This is a genomic window from Tardiphaga sp. GW821-FHT12E02, from assembly GCF_058807155.1.
Genome location: NZ_JBXAQK010000001.1, coordinates 2,568,868 through 2,586,269, shown reverse-complemented (window position 1 = coordinate 2,586,269; position 17,402 = coordinate 2,568,868). Strand labels below are relative to the sequence as shown.

At 62.0% G+C, this 17,402-nt stretch carries 13 protein-coding genes; 1 reads left to right on the top strand and 12 read right to left on the bottom strand.

Annotation, left to right across the window (positions count from 1 at the left end; all coding sequences use genetic code 11):
* The first annotated feature begins 41 nt into the window (after positions 1-41).
* Positions 42-1,502 (top strand): UdgX family uracil-DNA binding protein, encoded by a 1,461-nt coding sequence (locus AC1RQ5_RS12160; protein WP_493199212.1) that lies wholly within the window; start codon positions 42-44, stop codon positions 1,500-1,502.
* Between the two features lie 122 nt (positions 1,503-1,624).
* Here the strand turns inward: AC1RQ5_RS12160 and cnbZ are convergent, their stop codons facing one another.
* The 12 genes from cnbZ to AC1RQ5_RS12100 all read right to left on the bottom strand — a co-directional run bounded on the left by cnbZ (position 1,625) and on the right by AC1RQ5_RS12100 (position 17,220).
* A complete protein-coding gene (cnbZ, locus tag AC1RQ5_RS12155; RefSeq protein WP_493199211.1) occupies positions 1,625-2,368 on the bottom strand; it encodes a 2-amino-5-chloromuconate deaminase CnbZ in 744 nt (247 codons plus the stop codon).
* Positions 2,369-2,488: 120 nt separating this feature from the next.
* Positions 2,489-5,578, bottom strand: a complete 3,090-nt coding sequence (locus AC1RQ5_RS12150; protein ID WP_493199210.1) for a MexW/MexI family multidrug efflux RND transporter permease subunit — start codon at positions 5,576-5,578, stop codon at positions 2,489-2,491.
* An 18-nt stretch (positions 5,579-5,596) separates the two neighbouring features.
* Positions 5,597-6,790 (bottom strand): efflux RND transporter periplasmic adaptor subunit, encoded by a 1,194-nt coding sequence (locus AC1RQ5_RS12145; protein ID WP_398477363.1) that lies wholly within the window; start codon positions 6,788-6,790, stop codon positions 5,597-5,599.
* Between the two features lies 1 nt (position 6,791).
* On the bottom strand, positions 6,792-7,502 hold the full coding sequence (locus tag AC1RQ5_RS12140; RefSeq protein WP_398477361.1) for a TetR/AcrR family transcriptional regulator: 711 nt from the start codon (positions 7,500-7,502) through the stop codon (positions 6,792-6,794).
* 688 nt (positions 7,503-8,190) lie between these two features.
* Positions 8,191-9,252, bottom strand: a complete 1,062-nt coding sequence (locus tag AC1RQ5_RS12135) for a dipeptidase (protein WP_493199208.1) — start codon at positions 9,250-9,252, stop codon at positions 8,191-8,193.
* Positions 9,253-9,603: 351 nt separating this feature from the next.
* Positions 9,604-10,467 (bottom strand): sugar phosphate isomerase/epimerase family protein, encoded by an 864-nt coding sequence (locus AC1RQ5_RS12130; protein WP_493199206.1) that lies wholly within the window; start codon positions 10,465-10,467, stop codon positions 9,604-9,606.
* A 2-nt stretch (positions 10,468-10,469) separates the two neighbouring features.
* The gene (locus AC1RQ5_RS12125; protein ID WP_493199204.1) at positions 10,470-11,666 is read right to left on the bottom strand and encodes a dihydrodipicolinate synthase family protein; all 1,197 of its coding nucleotides are present in this window, start codon (positions 11,664-11,666) and stop codon (positions 10,470-10,472) included.
* Between the two features lie 9 nt (positions 11,667-11,675).
* The gene (locus AC1RQ5_RS12120) at positions 11,676-12,827 is read right to left on the bottom strand and encodes a Gfo/Idh/MocA family protein (RefSeq protein WP_493199202.1); all 1,152 of its coding nucleotides are present in this window, start codon (positions 12,825-12,827) and stop codon (positions 11,676-11,678) included.
* Between the two features lie 2 nt (positions 12,828-12,829).
* Positions 12,830-14,230, bottom strand: a complete 1,401-nt coding sequence (locus AC1RQ5_RS12115) for a hypothetical protein (protein ID WP_493199200.1) — start codon at positions 14,228-14,230, stop codon at positions 12,830-12,832.
* A 116-nt stretch (positions 14,231-14,346) separates the two neighbouring features.
* Positions 14,347-15,204 carry an ABC transporter ATP-binding protein gene (locus tag AC1RQ5_RS12110; RefSeq protein WP_493199199.1) on the bottom strand — a complete coding sequence of 286 codons (858 nt, stop codon included), beginning with the start codon at positions 15,202-15,204 and terminating at the stop codon, positions 14,347-14,349.
* 146 nt (positions 15,205-15,350) lie between these two features.
* Positions 15,351-16,340 carry an ABC transporter substrate-binding protein gene (locus tag AC1RQ5_RS12105; RefSeq protein WP_493199197.1) on the bottom strand — a complete coding sequence of 330 codons (990 nt, stop codon included), beginning with the start codon at positions 16,338-16,340 and terminating at the stop codon, positions 15,351-15,353.
* 70 nt (positions 16,341-16,410) lie between these two features.
* Positions 16,411-17,220, bottom strand: coding sequence for an ABC transporter permease (locus tag AC1RQ5_RS12100; protein ID WP_493199195.1), 810 nt, complete (start codon positions 17,218-17,220; stop codon positions 16,411-16,413).
* Between the last annotated feature and the right edge of the window lie 182 nt (positions 17,221-17,402).

Genomic DNA, 17,402 nt, shown 5'->3' with positions numbered 1-17,402 from the left:
CTCCTCAGGATGAGGACGGAGATTGTTGCAAGGGATCATAAATGCACACCATCACGCTCGATGGCGAGACTGATTTCGACGGTTGGCGCAAGGCCGCGCGTCTGCTGGCGATGAATGGTGTTGCGCCTGCGGATGTGACGTGGCTCGTCGCCGGCGGCGATGAGCCGGAGCTGTTTCCGGCCACGCAGAGCGCACCGCTCGAAGACATTCGCGGCACATTCAATGTGCCCGCGCAATTCGTCGATCTGGCCAAGCAGGTCATCCTGCATCGCGACCCGCAGCGCTTTGCCCTGCTCTATCGCATGTTGTGGCGGCTGCGCGGCAATCATGACCTGCTGCAGCTCGCCACCGATCCCGACACCACAAAACTGGAAAGCATGGCCAAGGCGATCCGCCGCGACGAGCACAAGATGCATGCCTTCGTGCGGTTTCGCGAAATCGGCCGCGAGCCGAAATCGCATTTCGTCGCCTGGTTCGAGCCGGAGCATCATATCGTCGAACTGGGCGCGCCGTTTTTCGCGCGGCGCTTTGCCGATATGGCGTGGTCGATCCTGACGCCGGATCTGTGTGCACATTGGGACGGACACACAGTGTCGTTCTCGCCGGGCGTCGATAAATCCATGGCGCCATCGAGCGATCGGCTCGAGGAGGTCTGGCTGACCTATTACGCCAACATCTTCAATCCGGCGCGCTTGAAGACCAAGGCGATGCAGAAAGAGATGCCGAAGAAATACTGGCGCAACCTGCCCGAAGCGGCGCTGATCAAGCCGCTGATCGAGAAGGCGGAACGAGTTACGGGCGAAATGATTGCAGCCGAGGCGCAGGAGCCGAAAAAGCCGCAGCGCCGCGAGGACGCCATGACGAGATCACACACCGCATCGGCCGAGCACTCGAACGACAACAGCCTCAGCGCGCTACGCGATGAGGCCGCCGATTGCCGCGCCTGCGCGCTGTGGAAGGATGCGACCCAGACCGTGTTTGGCGAAGGGCCGAAACAAGCCTCGGTCATGATGGTCGGCGAACAGCCCGGCGACAAGGAAGACCTGGCCGGAAAGCCATTTGTCGGTCCGGCCGGCCAGATGCTCGACAAGGCACTGAAGGAAGCCGGCATCATCCGCGACAAGGTCTATGTCACCAATGCGGTGAAGCATTTCAAATTCGTGCCGCGTGGCAAATTCCGGCTGCATCAGAAACCGGCGACGCCTGAGATCAAGGCGTGTCGGCCCTGGTATGAACGCGAAAAGGCTTTGGTGAAACCGGAGCTCGTCGTTGCCATGGGCGCGACGGCTGCGCAGAGCGTGTTCGGCAAGATCATGCCGGTCGGCAAGACGCGCGGCCGCGTGATCGATCTGGCCGACGGCACGCGCGTGCTCGTGACCGTGCATCCGTCCTATCTGCTGCGATTGCCGGATGAGGATGCAAGGCTGCGTGAATATGCGAATTTCGTTGAGGATTTGCGCATCGTAGCGGCGCATTTGAGCGCGTCGGCAAGAGCCGCCTAAACTCGGCCCTCATCCTGAGGAGCGCGCAAAGCGCGCGTCTCGAAGAATGGTGGTACGCTCAGAGCCAAGCAATTCATGGTTCGAGACGGCGCTTCGCGCCTCCTCACCATGAGGGGCTGAGATTAGATCACGATCTCCCGCATCACGCGCCGCGTATCCATCTCGAATTCGAGATCGACCACAGGCGGACGTGCAAAATGCCAGGTCATGCCCTGGCGTGCAGCGCCACGCTTCACCAGCTCATCGGCAACGACCGGGTGAAAATCCTGCACCGTATAGACCTGTGTCGCCGTCGTGTCCTTCCAGCCGAAGCCGAAAGCACCGAGGCGCTCTTCCATCGTATTCATTGTCATGCGCGCCTTCTCGCGCAAGGCATCCGCCGAAGTTTCGCGATAGCGCACGATGCGCTCCGGATATGTGCCGGGACCACTGCGCGCTTCGGCGCCGCCGGCGATCACGAAGCTTGGTCCCGCACCTTTCGATTCCCGCACGAACGAGAATGCGTAGAACGACGGTTCACTTGGCGGATCGATTTCGAGACAGACATTGCTGCGTGCGACGGGATTGTTGGTGCCGTCGAAGAGACCCCATTCGGCGAGCGTCTTCACATAGTGTTCGTTGAATGTGCGAAAGCCGGCTTCATCGACGACCGCAGGTGAACGCAATTCGCAAGCACAGAATGACGTCAGCGGTCTTCCTGCAGCGCGGATGTAGTCGGCGATGCGCGCAAAGCCTTCCCCGAGAGGCAACCATGTATCGAAGCGGACGCGCTCGATCTCATAATCGGGCAGTGCTGCAGCGCCGCTCGAATACTGAAATAGCGCGGGAATGTAACGATAGTTGCCGGCGGTGAAATCGCGCGTCATCGAGGGGGCTCCTCCGGGGGGCATCCGCCTCAAAAGGGAATGGCGGATCGACATTGCCGATCCGCCATCCAACCTCAATCCATCTGGCCCTGCAAGCTCAGCGTTGCAAGGCCCAATGCGTCACGTCGTCTTTGCGTGCTTCATGTCGAAGTCCGCGATCTCTTTGGCACGTTCGCTTTCCTTGCCGGCGCGGTGGTCCGTGGCGATGGCCACATAGACCGCGGGCAGCACGAACAGCGTGAACAGCGTGCCGATCAGCATGCCGGCCACGACCACGAGACCGATGGAGAAGCGGCTTGCCGCACCGGCGCCCGATGCGGTGAGCAGCGGCAGCAGGCCGGTGACCATCGCCGCCGTCGTCATCAGGATCGGACGCAGACGCACGCGGGCCGCCATTTCGATGGCCGAGCGGCGATCGAGACCTTCCTTGAGCTGCAGTTCATTGGCGAACTCCACCATCAGGATGCCGTGCTTCGAGATCAGGCCGACCAGCGTCAACAGACCGACCTGGGTGTAGATATTGATCGTCGCCACGCCGAAGAACAGCGGGATCAGCGCACCCGAAATCGCCATCGGCACCGAGATCATGATGACCAGGGGATCGCGGATCGACTCGAACTGCGCCGCCAGCACCAGGAAGATGATGATCAGCGCGAAGCCGAACGCCACCGCGAGCTGGTTGCCTTCCTGCACATATTGACGGCTATCGGCGAGATAGTCGTGATTGAAGCCCGCCGGCAGCTTCTTGGCCTCCGCCTCGAGGAAATCCACCGCCTGACCGACAGTCACGCCCGGCATCGGCACGGCCTGGAAGGTCGCCGAATTGAGCTGGTTGAAATGCGACAGCGCGTTCGGATTGGTCCCCGTTTCCACCTTCACCAGTGTGGACAGCGGAACCTGCTGGCCCGTCGCGGTCGGTACATAGTAGTTGGCCAGTGAATCCTGCGAGATGCGCATGGCGCGCGGGACCTGCGGGATCACCTGATAGGAACGCCCTTCGAGATTGAAGCGGTTGATGTAGTTGCCACCCAGCAGCACCGCCAGCGAATTGCCGATGCTCTGCATGGTGACGCCGAGATCATTCGCCTTCGACCGGTCCACGCTCACGCGCACCACCGGCTGATTGAAGTCGAGATCGCTGTCGGTGACGATGAACATGCCGCTCTTCTGCGCGGACGCCTTCAGCTTCACCATCTCCTCATAGACGGACTGGAAGCTGCCGACGGTGTTGATCACCATCTGGATCGGCAGACCGCCAGGACCGCCCGGCAGAGCCGGAAGATTGAAGGCGAAAGCGTTGACGCCCTCGATCTTGCTCAGTTCGTCCTGCACCGGCTGCTTGAGCTGGTTGGTCGAGCGCTTGCGCTCGTCCCACGGTTTCAGCAGCATGCCGGCGATGCCGTTGTTCGGGCCGTTGATGCCGTTGATGATGAAGCGCAGGTCCGTCTCGGGGAACTTGGCGAACACCTTGTCCATCTTCTCTCCGTAATAGTCGGAGTAGTCGATATTGGCGTATTTCGGCCCCTTGGTGATGGCGAACAGGATGCCCTGATCCTCCTCAGGCGCCAGCTCCTTCTTCGTATTCACATACATGAAGGCGACAAGGCCGAGGATGACCACCGCGAACAATGCGGTGATCGGGCGATAATCCAGCGAGCGGTCAAGCTGGCGGCCATACCAGCGCGTCACCGCGCCGAACACCTTGTCGACCTTCTTGGCGAACCAGCCAGGCTCTTCCTGCTTCAGCAGCACCGAACACATCATCGGCGACAGCGTCAGTGCGATGACGCCCGACACGATCACGGATCCCGCGAGCGTGAAGGCGAATTCGCGGAACAGCGCGCCGGTGAGACCGCCGATGAAGCCGATCGGCGCATAGACCGCCGCGAGCGTGATGGTCATGGAGATGACCGGGCCGATGATTTCGCGCGCGCCTTCCAGCGACGCCTGCACCGGCGATTTGCCCTCCTCCAGATGGCGGTGGATGTTCTCCACCACCACGATGGCGTCGTCCACCACGAGGCCGATGGCGAGCACCATGGCCAGCAGCGTCAACAGGTTGAAGCTGAAGCCGGCCATCAGCATGAGACTGCAGACGCCGATCAGCGACAGCGGGATCGTCACCACCGGAATGATGACCGAACGCAGCGACGCCAGGAACAGGAAGATGACGACCACGACGATGACCACCGCTTCGATCAGCGTATTGCGCACCTCCTCGATGGACGAGGTGATGAACTTGGTCGAGTCGTAGGCCACCTTCATCTTCAGCGACGGCGGCAGGTTGCGCTCGAGTTCGGGGAACAGCTCGCGCACGCCCTTGACGATGTTCAAGGGATTGCCGAGCGGCGTCGATTTCACGCCGATGAAAATGGCGCGCTCGCCCGAGAAGGCCACCGATGCATCGGTGCTCTGCGCGGCCAGTTCGACGGTGGCGATGTCCTCCATGCGGACGAAACCACCATCCTTCGCCTTGATGATCATCCGCTTGAATTCGCCGACATTCTGCAAGTCGGTGTTCGCGGCGACGTTGGAGACGATGTAGTAACCCTTCGTCTGCCCCGCTGCCGCCTGAAAATTGTTGGCGCGGATGGCGGCGACGACGTCATCGGACGACACGCCGCGGCCGTTCATGCGCAGCGGATCGAGCCACAGGCGCATGGCAAAGGTCTGGCCGCCGAGGATTTCGGCATTGGCCACGCCGTCCACCGTCGAGAGCACGGGCTGCACCGCGCGCGTCAGATAGTCGGAGATCGCCGAGCCCGAGAGTTCATCGCTGGAGAAGCCGAGATACATGATCGCGGTGGTTTCGCCGGTGGACTTCAGGATCACCGGGTCGTTCGCTTCACGCGGGATCAGATATTTGACCGAGTTGACCTTCGACAGCACTTCGGTGAGCGCGGCGTTCGGATCGACGTTGAGCTTGATGTAGACCGAGATCAGGCTCTGGCCCTGGGTCGAGGCCGAGGTCATGTAGTCGATGCCTTCGGAAGCCGCGACGGCCTGCTCGATGGGCGTGGTGATGAAGCCCTGCATCAGGTCCGGCGACGCGCCGGGATACACCGTGGTGATGGTGATCACGGTGTTGGTCAGTTTTGGATATTGCCGGATCGGCAGGCTGGTGGCCGCCTTGAAGCCGATCAGCAGGATCAGCAGCGAAACCACCACCGCGAGCACGGGGCGCTTGATGAAGATATCCGTGAAGGACATGCGTGTGTGCTCCCGGTCTTAATTCAGCGGCGGCTGCGCGGGAATCTTCGGCGGCGGATCCGACGAGATCTGCACCAAAGCGCCCGACTGCAGCTTGAGCTGGCCGACGGCGACGACGCGGTCGCCCGCCTTCACGCCCTGCGTGATGACCGCGCGGCCATCGATGCGGTCGCCGGTGCGCACGAAGGTGCGGATGGCGTGCAGTTCGGTCTTGCCGTCGTCGAGCTTCTTTTCCTGGATCACATAGACGCTGTCGCCATAGAGCGTGTAGTCGACCGCGGTTTCCGGCACGGTCACGACAGCCGGCTTCTCCGGCAGCACGACCGTCGTCGTCGCGAACATGCCCGGCTTCAGGATGCCTTCGGGATTCTGGATCGTCGCCTGCACGCGGATATTGCGCGTATCGGCCGAGATCTGCGGCTCGATCGTCGTCAGCTTGCCTTCAAACGTGCGGCCCGGATAGGCATCGACCTTGATGCGCACGATCTGTCCGACCTTGAGCTTGCCGGAATCCTTTTCGGTCACGGTGAAATTGGCATAGACAGCCGACAGATCCGTCAGCGACACGATCTGCGTGCCGGCGGTGAGATACTGGCCGACTTCGATGCGGCGCGTACCGAGCACGCCGTCGAAGGCGGCGCGCACCAGCTTCTGCGAGATCGTCGCTTCGGTCTTGGCGATGCCGGCCTGTGCCTGGTCATAGATGCCCTGCGCGCTGTCCACGGTGGATTGCGGCCCGACCTGACGCTCCAGCAACTGACGCGCGCGATCGAGATTAAGCTTGGCCACATTGGCCTGCGCCTTGAAATTGGCGAGGTCACCCTGATCCGGACCATCGAACAGCTGCACCAGCGGCTGGCCCTTCTTCACGGTCGCACCTGCCTCGAACATGATCTCGGTGACGCGGCCATTGACGTCGGAGGAGACATTGACCTGATGCACGGCGGCGAGATCGCCGACGGCGCCGATCAGGTTCGGCACCACTTCGGACTTCGCTTCCGCAATGCTCACATTGATCGGCGGCTGCTTCATGGTGGCGAAGAACTGCTTGATCATGTGATTGCGGAACGCGTTGAAGCCGACAATGGCGACAACGAGCAGCACCAGCAGGCCGCCGATGATGATGAACCACTTCAGCGTACGCGGCTTCTTGCGCGGCTTGTCGCCGATCGGCTGTTGCTGCGCGGTGTGCGGATTTTGAGTCATGGTCATCTTATGCGCTTTCTGTCGTGGTCGCAGCGGCCTGCATCAGTTCTGGCGGCAGCGCGCGGTGTATATGCGATGCGATGGCATCGTCGTTCAGTCCGATCCCGCGAAGGATGAATTCGGTGAGTTGCAGATCGAGGCTTTCGGCCTTGCCGTAAGACAGCGAAGGCACGGTCGGCAGCAGCGACAGCGACGTGGTCATCGCCGCGTGATGCGCGAACCAGAAGAGATTCATCGGCGCCTGCGAGGAGGCGCGTGCATCGCCGGTTTTCACCGCCTGCGCGTAAGCCGCGACGAAAGCCGAGCCGATGATGCCCTCGATTTTCTCATGCATCAGGCGCGCGAATTCGCCGTCATTGAGATAGCTGATGGTGACCAGGCGCAGGCGCTGCGCTTCCTCATCATCGTCGCGCTCGCGCGCGATATCGAGAAAGTGCCGCACCATTTCGCGGATCAGGATCACCAGCGTCTCTGTCGACGGCGGCAGATCCAGCAACTGGTTCAGCCCCGGATCGGCCTTGCACTCCTCGGCCAGGATCTCGGCATAGAGCGCCGACTTGGTGGGGAAATGCTTGAACAGCAGCCCCTCCGAAATCGACGCCGCCGCGGCCACGCTCTTGGTTGTGGTGCCGGCAAAACCGTTATGCGCAAAGCAGCGCTTCGCGGCTGAGAGGATCAGTTCGCGCCGGAGATCATGGGTCATGCGGAGAGTCGTCATAGCGGCGTGAGTAAGCGCTCACCTTGGTTCCTGTCAATGAATTGGTGCGTCGCGTCAGGGGAATTACCGGGGGTGGTAGCGGAGGAGACACAGTGCAGCGATCTCGCGGCGCCGAAGCGTCCGAGGGGTGAGGTATTCCTCCCCTCGCGACATGAGGGGAGGCAGCACGCCGCAAGGCGCGAGGTGGTGGGACTGACGCAGCCCGTCTTGCCGGATCGCCGACAAAACCGCGACCGCGCAACGCCTTACGGCGTGCCACCGCGACGTTCTATTGGCCGAAGGACCGTTCTTCCGGGTACTGGGCGCTCCCATTGGAGCCATCCGACAGGTTTCCCTGCCTTCACCCGCACCGCGTCCAGCCGCGCTAGCGGCAGACCCCCGTAGTGGGGTCGGACGGTGACCCTCAACCACCCGAGTGCAGGAGGTACGTCCTCCCCTGCCCGCAGGCGCCGCGCTTCATCCCGCTCAATGACGCCTCATGAAGCGCCCCTCACGAATGAAGCGGGACGGAGGATATTCCTGAACGGAGAATTGTCAAGAACAAACGAAGAACATCTTTATGTGTGTCGTAGGGCGGATGAGCGCAGCGTCATCCGCCATTCTTAGCCACATGCGCTCGGCTGGCGGATTACGCCTTCGGCTCATCCGCCCTACGGCACCGCGCCTCCCCGCAGCGACGGGAGCGCCCTCAACCGATCGTCCGCTGCAGCAGATCAAGCCAGTTGGTCGATCCAAGCTTGGTCAGGAGGGCATCGGAATATCCCCTGCTCCGCAAGGCTGCGAACAGTGTCTGTAACCCTGCGGCCGAACCGATCGCCTGCGGCACGACGGCGCCGTCGAAGTCCGATCCCAAACCGACGTGATCCTCGCCCACCTTCGTCATCAGATAATCGATCTGCGCGACCATCAGCCCGATATCCGTATCGGCGCTCATGCTGCCGTCCGGCCGCAGAAAGCAGGTGGCGAAGTTGAGGCCGACCATGCCTTGCGTATCGCGGATCGCAGCAAGTTGCCGGTCGGTCAGATTGCGCGGCGACGGACACAGCGCATGCGCATTGGAATGCGTGGCGACCAGCGGCGCCTTGCTCAGGCGCGCAACGTCCCAGAACCCTTTTTCGGTGATATGCGACAGATCGACCATGATCTTCATGTCGTTGCAGGCCGCGATCAACCGTTCGCCGGCCGCGGTAAGACCGTCGCCAAGATCAGGGCCGGCCGGAAAATGAAATGGGACGCCGTGGCCAAAAATGTTGGTTCGGCTCCACACCGGCCCGATCGAACGCAGGCCGGCCGCATACAGGATTTCGAGAAACCTGAAATCAGTATCGATGGCTTCCGCGCCCTCGAGATGGAGCACCACCGCGAGCGCACCGCGCGCCATAGCAGCGCGGATCTCGGCGGTGGTCGTGCAGATCGCCACCGCGCCTTGCGACGCGCGCGCCAGCCGGAGCAGGATGGCCAGTTCGCCTTCCACCGATTTCCGCGCCTGTTCGAGCGTCAAGGGCATTGGCAGCGGTACGGCATATGCGCCGCCCTTCATGGCGTCGAAGAAACCATCGGTCTTTTCGGCGGCCGGCGAATACATTGCGAACAGTCCGCCGGCGAATGATCCCGCTTTGGCCTTGACCAGATCGATATGCCCTGCCCGCTCGCCGGCTAGAAAATCGGCGACGGGATCGGCCGATGACGACTGGTAGAGACGCAGCAGGACGTCGTTATGGCCATCGAAGACCGGAATTGGCATGGTCATGAACAGTCTCGCGCGAGGGGAAGGATCAAAGCGAGACTATAGCGGTGCATCAGTAAGCAGCAACCGGTATCGGCTTGTCGTCCCGCCTTCGTCGGCGGTCACGTCCCGTCTCCAGCAAGCGCAGGCGAAGCGCATATGGCTGCGCAAACAGCTTGCGGCCATCCTTCGAGACGCGGCCTCAGAAGGCCGCTCCTCAGGATGAGGGAAGAGTATGGCGCTATAGACGACCCTCATGGTGAGGAGCCCGCGAAGCGGGCGTCTCGAACCATGCAAGCCGAGCACTATCTTTATCGCTCAGAAACCATATGCGATTGCCCTCCCCCGCAAGCGGGAGAGGAAAGAGCACGTGTCCTATACCACCGTCTTGTGCCGTTCGATGCAGGTCTGCAGCACCTCGTCTATCGGCTTGCTCCACCAGTACTCCGAAAAGATCTCGATCTCGGAGTAACCGGCAAAACCCTGCGCTTCCACAGCGGCACGCGCGGCGCGGATGTCGATCACGCCGTCGCCCATCATGCCGCGGTCGTTGAGGATGTCCTTGGTCGGCACCAGCCAGTCGCAGACGTGAAATGCGTGGAGGCGATCCTGCCCTGCCCGTTCGATTTGGCCGAGCATCTGCGGGTCCCACCAGATGTGATAGACATCGAGAGCAACGCCGAGCATGCCGGTGCGGTTGGGATCGAGGCGGTCGCAGATGTCGAGCGCCTGCTCCGTGGTGTTCACGCAGGCGCGGTCGGCGGCGTAAGCGGGATGCAGCGGCTCGATGGCGAGCGGCATCTTGGCCTGCTTCGCATAGTCCAACATGGCGGCGATGCCGTCATCGACCTGGTTGCGGGCATCGATGATGTCCTTCGACGTCACGCTGCCCGGCCGCGAATATTGCGGCAGGCCACCCACGACGAGCACGATGCAGGGCGAGCCCAGCGCTACGGCTTCATCGACGCAACGCTTGTTGTCGTCACGCTCGGCCTGGCGATGCGCGGCGTCGGCCACGAACATGCCGCCGCGGCAATAGCCGGACAGTTCGAGATCGTGGTCCTTCACCGCCTTCACGGCGCGGTCGAGGCCGACATGGGCGACCTGATCGCGCCAGGGCGAGACGCCGCGGATCTTGTGGCGGGCACAGGCCTCGGCAATCGCCACGAAGTCGCCCTGCTTGCGGACGGTCGCCGTATTCAGCGACAGCCAGCGATGGTCCTTGGAAAAGTCACGCATGATCAGGCGTCGATCCCGCGCGTGACCATCACCGACTTCATGCGCGCAACGGCCAGCTCAGGATTGGCGAGCAGGCCGGCCTTGTCGGCGAGACGGAACAGTTCGGCGAGATGCTGGGTCGAGCGCGTGCTCTCCTGGCCGCCGATCATGGTGAAGTGATCCTGATGGCCGTTGAGATAGGCCATGAAGACGATGCCGGTCTTGTAGAAGCGCGTCGGCGCCTTGAAGATGTGACGCGACAGCGGCACCGTGGGGCCGAGCACATCGTGGAAGCCGACTTCGTCGCCCGCTGCGAGACGCGAAAGCGCGTAGGATGCGGCCGGTGCGATGGCATCGAAGATGCCGAGCAGCGCGTGGGAATAGCCCTTGTCGTCGCCGGCGATCAGTTCGGCATAGTTGAAGTCGTCGCCGGTATACATCTTCACGTCGGGCACGAGGCGGCGACGCATGTCGATCTCGCGCTGCGCATCGAGCAGCGAGATCTTGACGCCATCGACCTTGGCGGCGTTGCGATTGATGACATCGGTGGCGGTGTCCATCGCCAGACCCAGATCCGACGTGCCCCAGTAACCGGTGAGCGCCGGATCGAACATGTCGCCGAGCCAGTGGATGATCACCGGGTTCTTGGACTGCGACAGGATGCGGTCATAGACCTTGGCGTAGTCATCGGCATTCTTGCCGATCTTGGCGAGCGCGCGCGACGCCATCAGGATGATGCGACCGCCGACTTTCTCGATGGCTTCGAACTGCTGCTCGTAAGCCTTGATGACATCGTCGATGGATTTAGCATCTTCCACCGCGAGGTGATCGGTGCCGGCGCCGGAGAACACGAGGCCGTTGCGCGGCTTCGCGGCAGCAACGGAACGCGTGATGAGTTCGAGCGAGGTCGGCCAGTCCAGACCCATGCCGCGCTGCGCGGTGTCCATGGCTTCGGCGACGCCGAGGCCGAGATCCCAGACATGCTCACGGAACGCGATGGTCTTGTCCCAATCGATGGCCTGATTGAGCCACGGATCGCATTCGGCGAGCGGATCGGCCACCACATGCGCCGCCGAGAAGGCGACGCGGTTGAGCGTGCCGCTGAGTTTTGCCGGGAACGAACGCGAGGCGGCAAGACGATAGGTCTCGATGCTGCGATCGGCGGTCGGCAGCCTGAGCGACAGCGACGAGCCGGTGGTGGACTGGACTGGCTTGTTCATGACGAGACCTCAGACCTTGAGTGCGGGAACGTCGACCCAGCGACGCTCCTTCCAGCTCTGCAACGCGGCTTCCACCGTCTGCACGCCCTTGGCGCCTTCGAGCAGCGTGTATTTATACGGCGCGTCCTCGCAGACGTGGCGGATGAACATTTCCCACTGTTCCTTGAAGCCGTTGTCATAGACGGCATTGTCCGGGACCTTCTGCCAGTCACCGTAGAAATCGTGGGTGCGCTTCTCGTCGGGATTCCAGACCGGACGCGGCGTCGCCTGACGGGCCTGGATCATGCATTCGGTGAGACCGGCCACGGCCGAGCCATGGGTGCCATCGACCTGGAAGGTGACGAGGTCATCGCGATACACGCGGGTCGCCCAGGACATGTTCATGTGCGCGATGACGCCGCCCTTGAGCTTGAAGGTGGCATAAGCGGAATCGTCGGCGGTCGCCTTGTATTCCTTGCCCTGCTCGTCCCAGCGCGCCGGGATATCGGTGGTGCCGAGGCAGGTGAGGCTCTCGACTTCGCCGAACAGATTGTCGAGCACATAGCGCCAGTGGCAGACCATATCGAGGATCATGCCGCCGCCGTCTTCGGCGCGGTAGTTCCAGGACGGGCGCTGGGCTTCCTGCCAGTCGCCTTCGAACACCCAGTAGCCGAACTCGCCACGCACCGAGAGCATGCGGCCGAAGAAGCCGGAGTCACGCAGCATCGCGAGTTTCTTGAGGCCCGGCAGGAACAGTTTGTCCTGCACGGTGCCGTGCTTGAGGCCTTTTGCGTTAGCGACCTTGATGACGTCGATGGCCTCGGCAAGGTTGGTCGCGATCGGCTTCTCGCAATAGATGTGCTTGCCGGCGGCAATCGCTTTCTGCAGCAGGCCGGGGCGCGCCTGGGTCGTCGCGGCGTCGAAGAAGATGGTGTCGTTCGGATCCTGCAGCGCCTTGTCGAGATCGGTGGTCCAGCGCTCGATGCCGAAGCGTTTTGCGAGACCTTCGATCTTCTCGGCATTGCGGCCGACCAGGATCGGATCCGGCATCATGCGGTCGCCGTTCTTGAGCGTGACGCCGCCCTGGGCGCGGATCGCGACGATCGAGCGGATCAGGTGCTGGTTGAGACCCATACGGCCGGTGATGCCGTTCATGATAATGCCGAGGCGGTGGACAGCCATAGTCAGGACTCCTGGAGGACTTTAGTTTGGGGGACTGCGAGCGGCGCAAGCGCCGTCCAGTCCGGATGTGCGCCGGATGCGAATCCGGGAGCGGTGAGCGATCCCGTGACGAGATCGCCGTTGGTGACCTGCAGCCGGATGAAATCCTCATCGCGGCTGTAGAGATCGGGATGGGCTGCGAGGAAGGCTTCGGCCTCGCCTGCGGGCGCCAAACCAAAGCCATCGACATAGTGATGGCCGTTGCGTTCGGCATGCGTCACGCCAATCAGCGCGCCCAAAGCGAGATCCTGCTGCACGCCAAGGCCAGCCTGGCAGGTCAGATCCTCGCCGGTGATGACATGCGGCACGCCCTGCGCGCTCCATGCGGCGGCACGCGTGGCATTGGCGATGGACTTGTAAAAGCCCTTGCAGGATTTTGAGGAAATGCCGCGATAGCCGAGGGCCTTTGCGGCAGGGAATGCGTCCCAGCTGTCATCGGCTTCGTCGATGATGAAGGAGCGCGAGCTGAGCAGACCAAGCGGCTGTTCGCGCGTGATGTCACGCGGCATCGGCTGCTCGATATAGAGCAATTTTGAGGCGATCGGCGTAAGCGCGGCATCCTTGTCGAGGCGATCGACGAGCGTGCAGAGCGCTTCGAGATCGGCATATTGTTCGTTGGCGTCGAGCGTGACCTGATAATCGTAGGGCAGCGTCGCCAGCGCGTTGCCGATACGTGTCAGGCGCCTGGCATCCGCTTCGGGATCGCCATTCATCTTCAGTTTGAAGTAGCGCGCGCCGCTGTTCTCCGCGGGATCGGCGACACCGCCCTCGCCTTCGATCAGATCATCGAGGCCAACGGTGTGGCGCAGCGCGACGCGCGGAAGGCGTTCTCGGCTAGCAAGGAAAGTCGCGATGTCATCGGCGTCGAGATCGGGCGCGAGCCGCGATGTGAGACCGGCGACATTGGCCTTCATGCCAGAAAAGAAATCGGTGCCGAGACCGCGCAGCAAGGCGTCGAGCACGGCCTTGTCGATTTCGGCCGGGCCGAAAGCGGCGGCCAGCGGCGGGATATCGTGCTCGGCGCAAGCTTGCATCTGCGCGCCGATACAGGCGGCATGCAGGCCGAAGGCCGTGATGAAACCGGACTGTGCGCGATAGAGATCCTTCGCAATCGCCAGCGACTGGCGCAGTTCGTTCACCGTGTCGTCGATCGACAGATGCGGCCGCTTGTCGAACCACTTTGGCACCATCAGCTCGGCGGAGGCACCGACGAAGACGCCCCGGCCCTCGACGTCGAGTTCGACACGCACAAAAGCCTGCGGTGCTGCATGCACCGTCACGCTGCCAAAGCGAAACGGCCGCACGAACGCCGTCGGGCGCTCGAAGAGCGTGATGTCCCGCAGAGCGATGCGTGGGGCAGTCATGGGAAGCTACGACCTCTCAGCCATCATTGCGAGCGCAGCGAAGCAATCCAGAAAGCCAAGAGCTGGATTGCTTCGTCGCTGCGCTCGCAATGACGGGAATGGGTTGGTGCGCATCATCAGTCCAGCGTGCTGTTGGTCATGAAGTGCTTGCGGATGCGGGCGACCAGATCGGTGAAGATCGGGTTCGACATCACATCGAGATTGCGCTCGCGGCCGAGCGGCACGTCATAGATGGCCGCGATGCCGCCGGGGCGCTCGGTCATGACCAGCACCTTGTCGGCGAGGAATACCGCTTCCGGGATCGAATGCGTGATCAAGAGGATCGTCTTGCCGGTGGTGCGCTGGATGCGCGACAGCTCGACATTCATCTTCTCGCGCGTCATGGCATCGAGCGCGCCAAACGGCTCGTCCATCATCATGATCTTGGGATCATGCACCAGTGCGCGGCAGATCGAGGCGCGCTGCTGCATGCCGCCGGAGAGCTGCCAGGGCAGCTTCTTCTCGAAACCTTCGAGGCCGACCATCTTCAGCAGCTCTTTTGCGCGCGGCGTATATTTCTCGCGCGACTCGCCCTTCATATCGATGGGCATCAACACGTTCTTGAGAATGTTGCGCCACGGCAGCAGCAGCGCGTTCTGGAACACGATGCCGACATCGCCATGGGGCTCGGTGACCTTCTTGCCATCGACGCGGATTTCGCCGGTGGTGGGCGCGAGAAGGCCCGAGATCATCTTGAGCAGCGTTGACTTGCCGCAGCCGGAGGGGCCGACCACGACGAAGAACTCGCCGTCATTGATGTGAAAGTCCAGGGGACGCAGCGACTGCACCTTGCCGTCGCCGGTCCCGTAGGTCTTGGAGACGCCGGAGAGATTGATCCCCGACGTCGTGTTTTGCGGCTGCTCCGACACGACACGAAGATGCGCGCTGGGTTGATCGACGCTCATGTGGCTCGTGGCTTTCATCGTTGCAGTCATCGCAAAAGTCCCTGGTCCGTATTCAAGTTCGTCATTGCGAGGAGCCCTTGCGACGAAGCAATCCAGTGGTCGCTTGTTGCTTCTGGATTGCTTCGCCCAAACGAATTGCTTCGCAATTCGTCAGGGCTGGCAATGACGGGGTGGGCTTAGTTCAGGTAGTCGTTGGTGTAGAAGGCTTTCGGATTGTCCTTGGCCTTGGCTTCCAGACCACCGTACTCAACCATCAGCTCCACCGACTCCTTCATGTTCTGGTCGGTGACGCGGAACACCGGCTTGTCCTTGGTTTCCGGCGTCTTGTAGAACTGGGTGGTCAGCTCAAAGCCCTGGGTCAGGGTGTCGATCTTGCCGCCCTTCGGATTGGCATCGAGGATCGCCTGTGCGGCGGCCTTCGGATCCTTCTGGGCTTCCTCGACAGCCTTGGTGGAGGCCTTCATGAAGCGCTTGACGAGATCCGGATTGGCCTTGGCCCAATCGGTGTTGGCGATGATGCCCGACGACACGAGATGAATGCCGTAATCGGCGAACTTGATCGTGTTGACGTCCTTGCCGGTGGCGTCCTTGATCTTCATGGACTGATCCATGACGTAGCCGAGCAGCACGTCGGCCTGGCCGTTGATGACGGCGTTCAGCTTGGTCTGCGCGTCGCCGGCAACCGTCTTGAGATCGCTTTCCTTGAGGCCGGCCTTCTTGAGGAACAGCGGCCAGATCTGGCTCAGCGCGTCGGCCGGGGTGACGGCGACGGTCTTGCCCTTGAGGTCTTCGGCCTTCTTGATGTTCTTCTCGACAAAGCCCATGGCCGACATGGCCGTGGTCTGCAGCAGCACGCCGGTGGCGATCACCGGAGCGCCCTTGACGGCGGCGCGCATCATGGTGGGGACATCGGCATAGCCGAAATTGACGGTCTTGGCGGCGACGGCCTGCACGGTGTTGGCCGAGCCGCGGCCTTCCTGGATATCGAGATCGATGCCTTCAGCGGCGAAGATGCCCTTGGCCTTGCCGTAATAGAACGGCGCGTGCTCGCCATAGACATACCAGTTGAGCATCAGCGTCACCTTGTCGGCGGCAGCGGCCGGCGCAGTGAAGGCGATCGTCGCGGCGATCGCGGCAGTGGACACGGCAGTAACCCATTTCAGCATAGTCAGCCTCCCATTGAAGCAGGTGAAGGCGGCCGGTTTGTCCGGCCGCATTTGGAATTTGGCGTCTTGATCAAGACGCGACGAAGACATCAGCGCGCTGGCTGACGTGCCACGGAATCGCGATCCGCTCGATACGATCGACGATCCAGAACAGGATCACGCCGAGCAGTGCGAGAATGACAAGGGCTGCAAACATGGTCGGCAGATCGAAGGTGCCGATGGAGCGCTGCAGCACATAGCCGATACCGGAATTGGAGCCGACGAACTCGCCGACGACAGCACCGACGACGGCGAGCGTGACCGACACCTTGAGGCCCGAGAAGATCGCCGGCAGCGCATGCGGCAGGTTCACGGCGCAGAACACGCGGACACGGCTGCCCTTCATGGCGCGGGCGAGATCGACCATGTCGGGATCGACCGATTTGAACCCCTGCACGGCCGAGACGACCACCGGGAAGAAGCCGAGCAGGAAGGCCGAGATGATTTTCGGAATGATGCCGAAGCCGAACCAGACGACGAAGAGCGGCGCGATGGCGACCTTCGGAATCGACTGCGAGAACACCAGCAGCGGATAGACATAGCTCTCCACCGTGCGCGAGCCGGCGATCAGCATGGCGATCGGAATGCCGAACACGGCGGAGGCGAGAAAGCCGAGCAGCGTCGCATAGGTCGTCGGCCAGGACTGCGCCAGCAGTTCGGGCCAGTCGGTATAGAGCACCTTCACCACGTCGAACGGCGCCGGGATCTGATAGGCGGGAATGCCGAAGATGCGGATCGAGAGATCCCATGCGGCGATGATGAACAGCAGGAAAATGAACGGCCGCAGCCAGGCAGCATTCAGCAGTCTGGTCACTGCACCCGGCGCTTTCTTCTCACTCACGCGTTTCGTCTCCCTGTGCCGGCTTCGCGGTCGCAATTAACTTGTTGGATAAATACTAGCCAGACGGGTTGCGTTGTCAATTGGGCGATTAATTACAAATTTTTATGCAGTGAATTCAGTCAGATAGACCGTTGGAAACCCGCCCATGTGTCATCGCCCGGCTCGACCGGGCGATCCAGTAT

Excerpts from the sequence above, each read along its gene's own strand:
- AC1RQ5_RS12150 (WP_493199210.1), bottom strand. The coding sequence starts at position 5,578 with ATGTCCTTCACGGATATCTTCATCAAGCGCCCCGTGCTCGCGGTGGTG.
- AC1RQ5_RS12110 (WP_493199199.1), bottom strand. The coding sequence starts at position 15,204 with ATGACTGCAACGATGAAAGCCACGAGCCACATGAGCGTCGATCAACCC.
- AC1RQ5_RS12115 (WP_493199200.1), bottom strand. The coding sequence starts at position 14,230 with ATGACTGCCCCACGCATCGCTCTGCGGGACATCACGCTCTTCGAGCGC.
- AC1RQ5_RS12105 (WP_493199197.1), bottom strand. The coding sequence starts at position 16,340 with ATGCTGAAATGGGTTACTGCCGTGTCCACTGCCGCGATCGCCGCGACG.
- AC1RQ5_RS12135 (WP_493199208.1), bottom strand. The coding sequence starts at position 9,252 with ATGACCATGCCAATTCCGGTCTTCGATGGCCATAACGACGTCCTGCTG.
- AC1RQ5_RS12125 (WP_493199204.1), bottom strand. The coding sequence starts at position 11,666 with ATGAACAAGCCAGTCCAGTCCACCACCGGCTCGTCGCTGTCGCTCAGG.
- AC1RQ5_RS12120 (WP_493199202.1), bottom strand. The coding sequence starts at position 12,827 with ATGGCTGTCCACCGCCTCGGCATTATCATGAACGGCATCACCGGCCGT.
- cnbZ (WP_493199211.1), bottom strand. The coding sequence starts at position 2,368 with ATGACGCGCGATTTCACCGCCGGCAACTATCGTTACATTCCCGCGCTA.
- AC1RQ5_RS12140 (WP_398477361.1), bottom strand. The coding sequence starts at position 7,502 with ATGACGACTCTCCGCATGACCCATGATCTCCGGCGCGAACTGATCCTC.
- AC1RQ5_RS12160 (WP_493199212.1), top strand. The coding sequence starts at position 42 with ATGCACACCATCACGCTCGATGGCGAGACTGATTTCGACGGTTGGCGC.
- AC1RQ5_RS12130 (WP_493199206.1), bottom strand. The coding sequence starts at position 10,467 with ATGCGTGACTTTTCCAAGGACCATCGCTGGCTGTCGCTGAATACGGCG.
- AC1RQ5_RS12145 (WP_398477363.1), bottom strand. The coding sequence starts at position 6,790 with ATGACCATGACTCAAAATCCGCACACCGCGCAGCAACAGCCGATCGGC.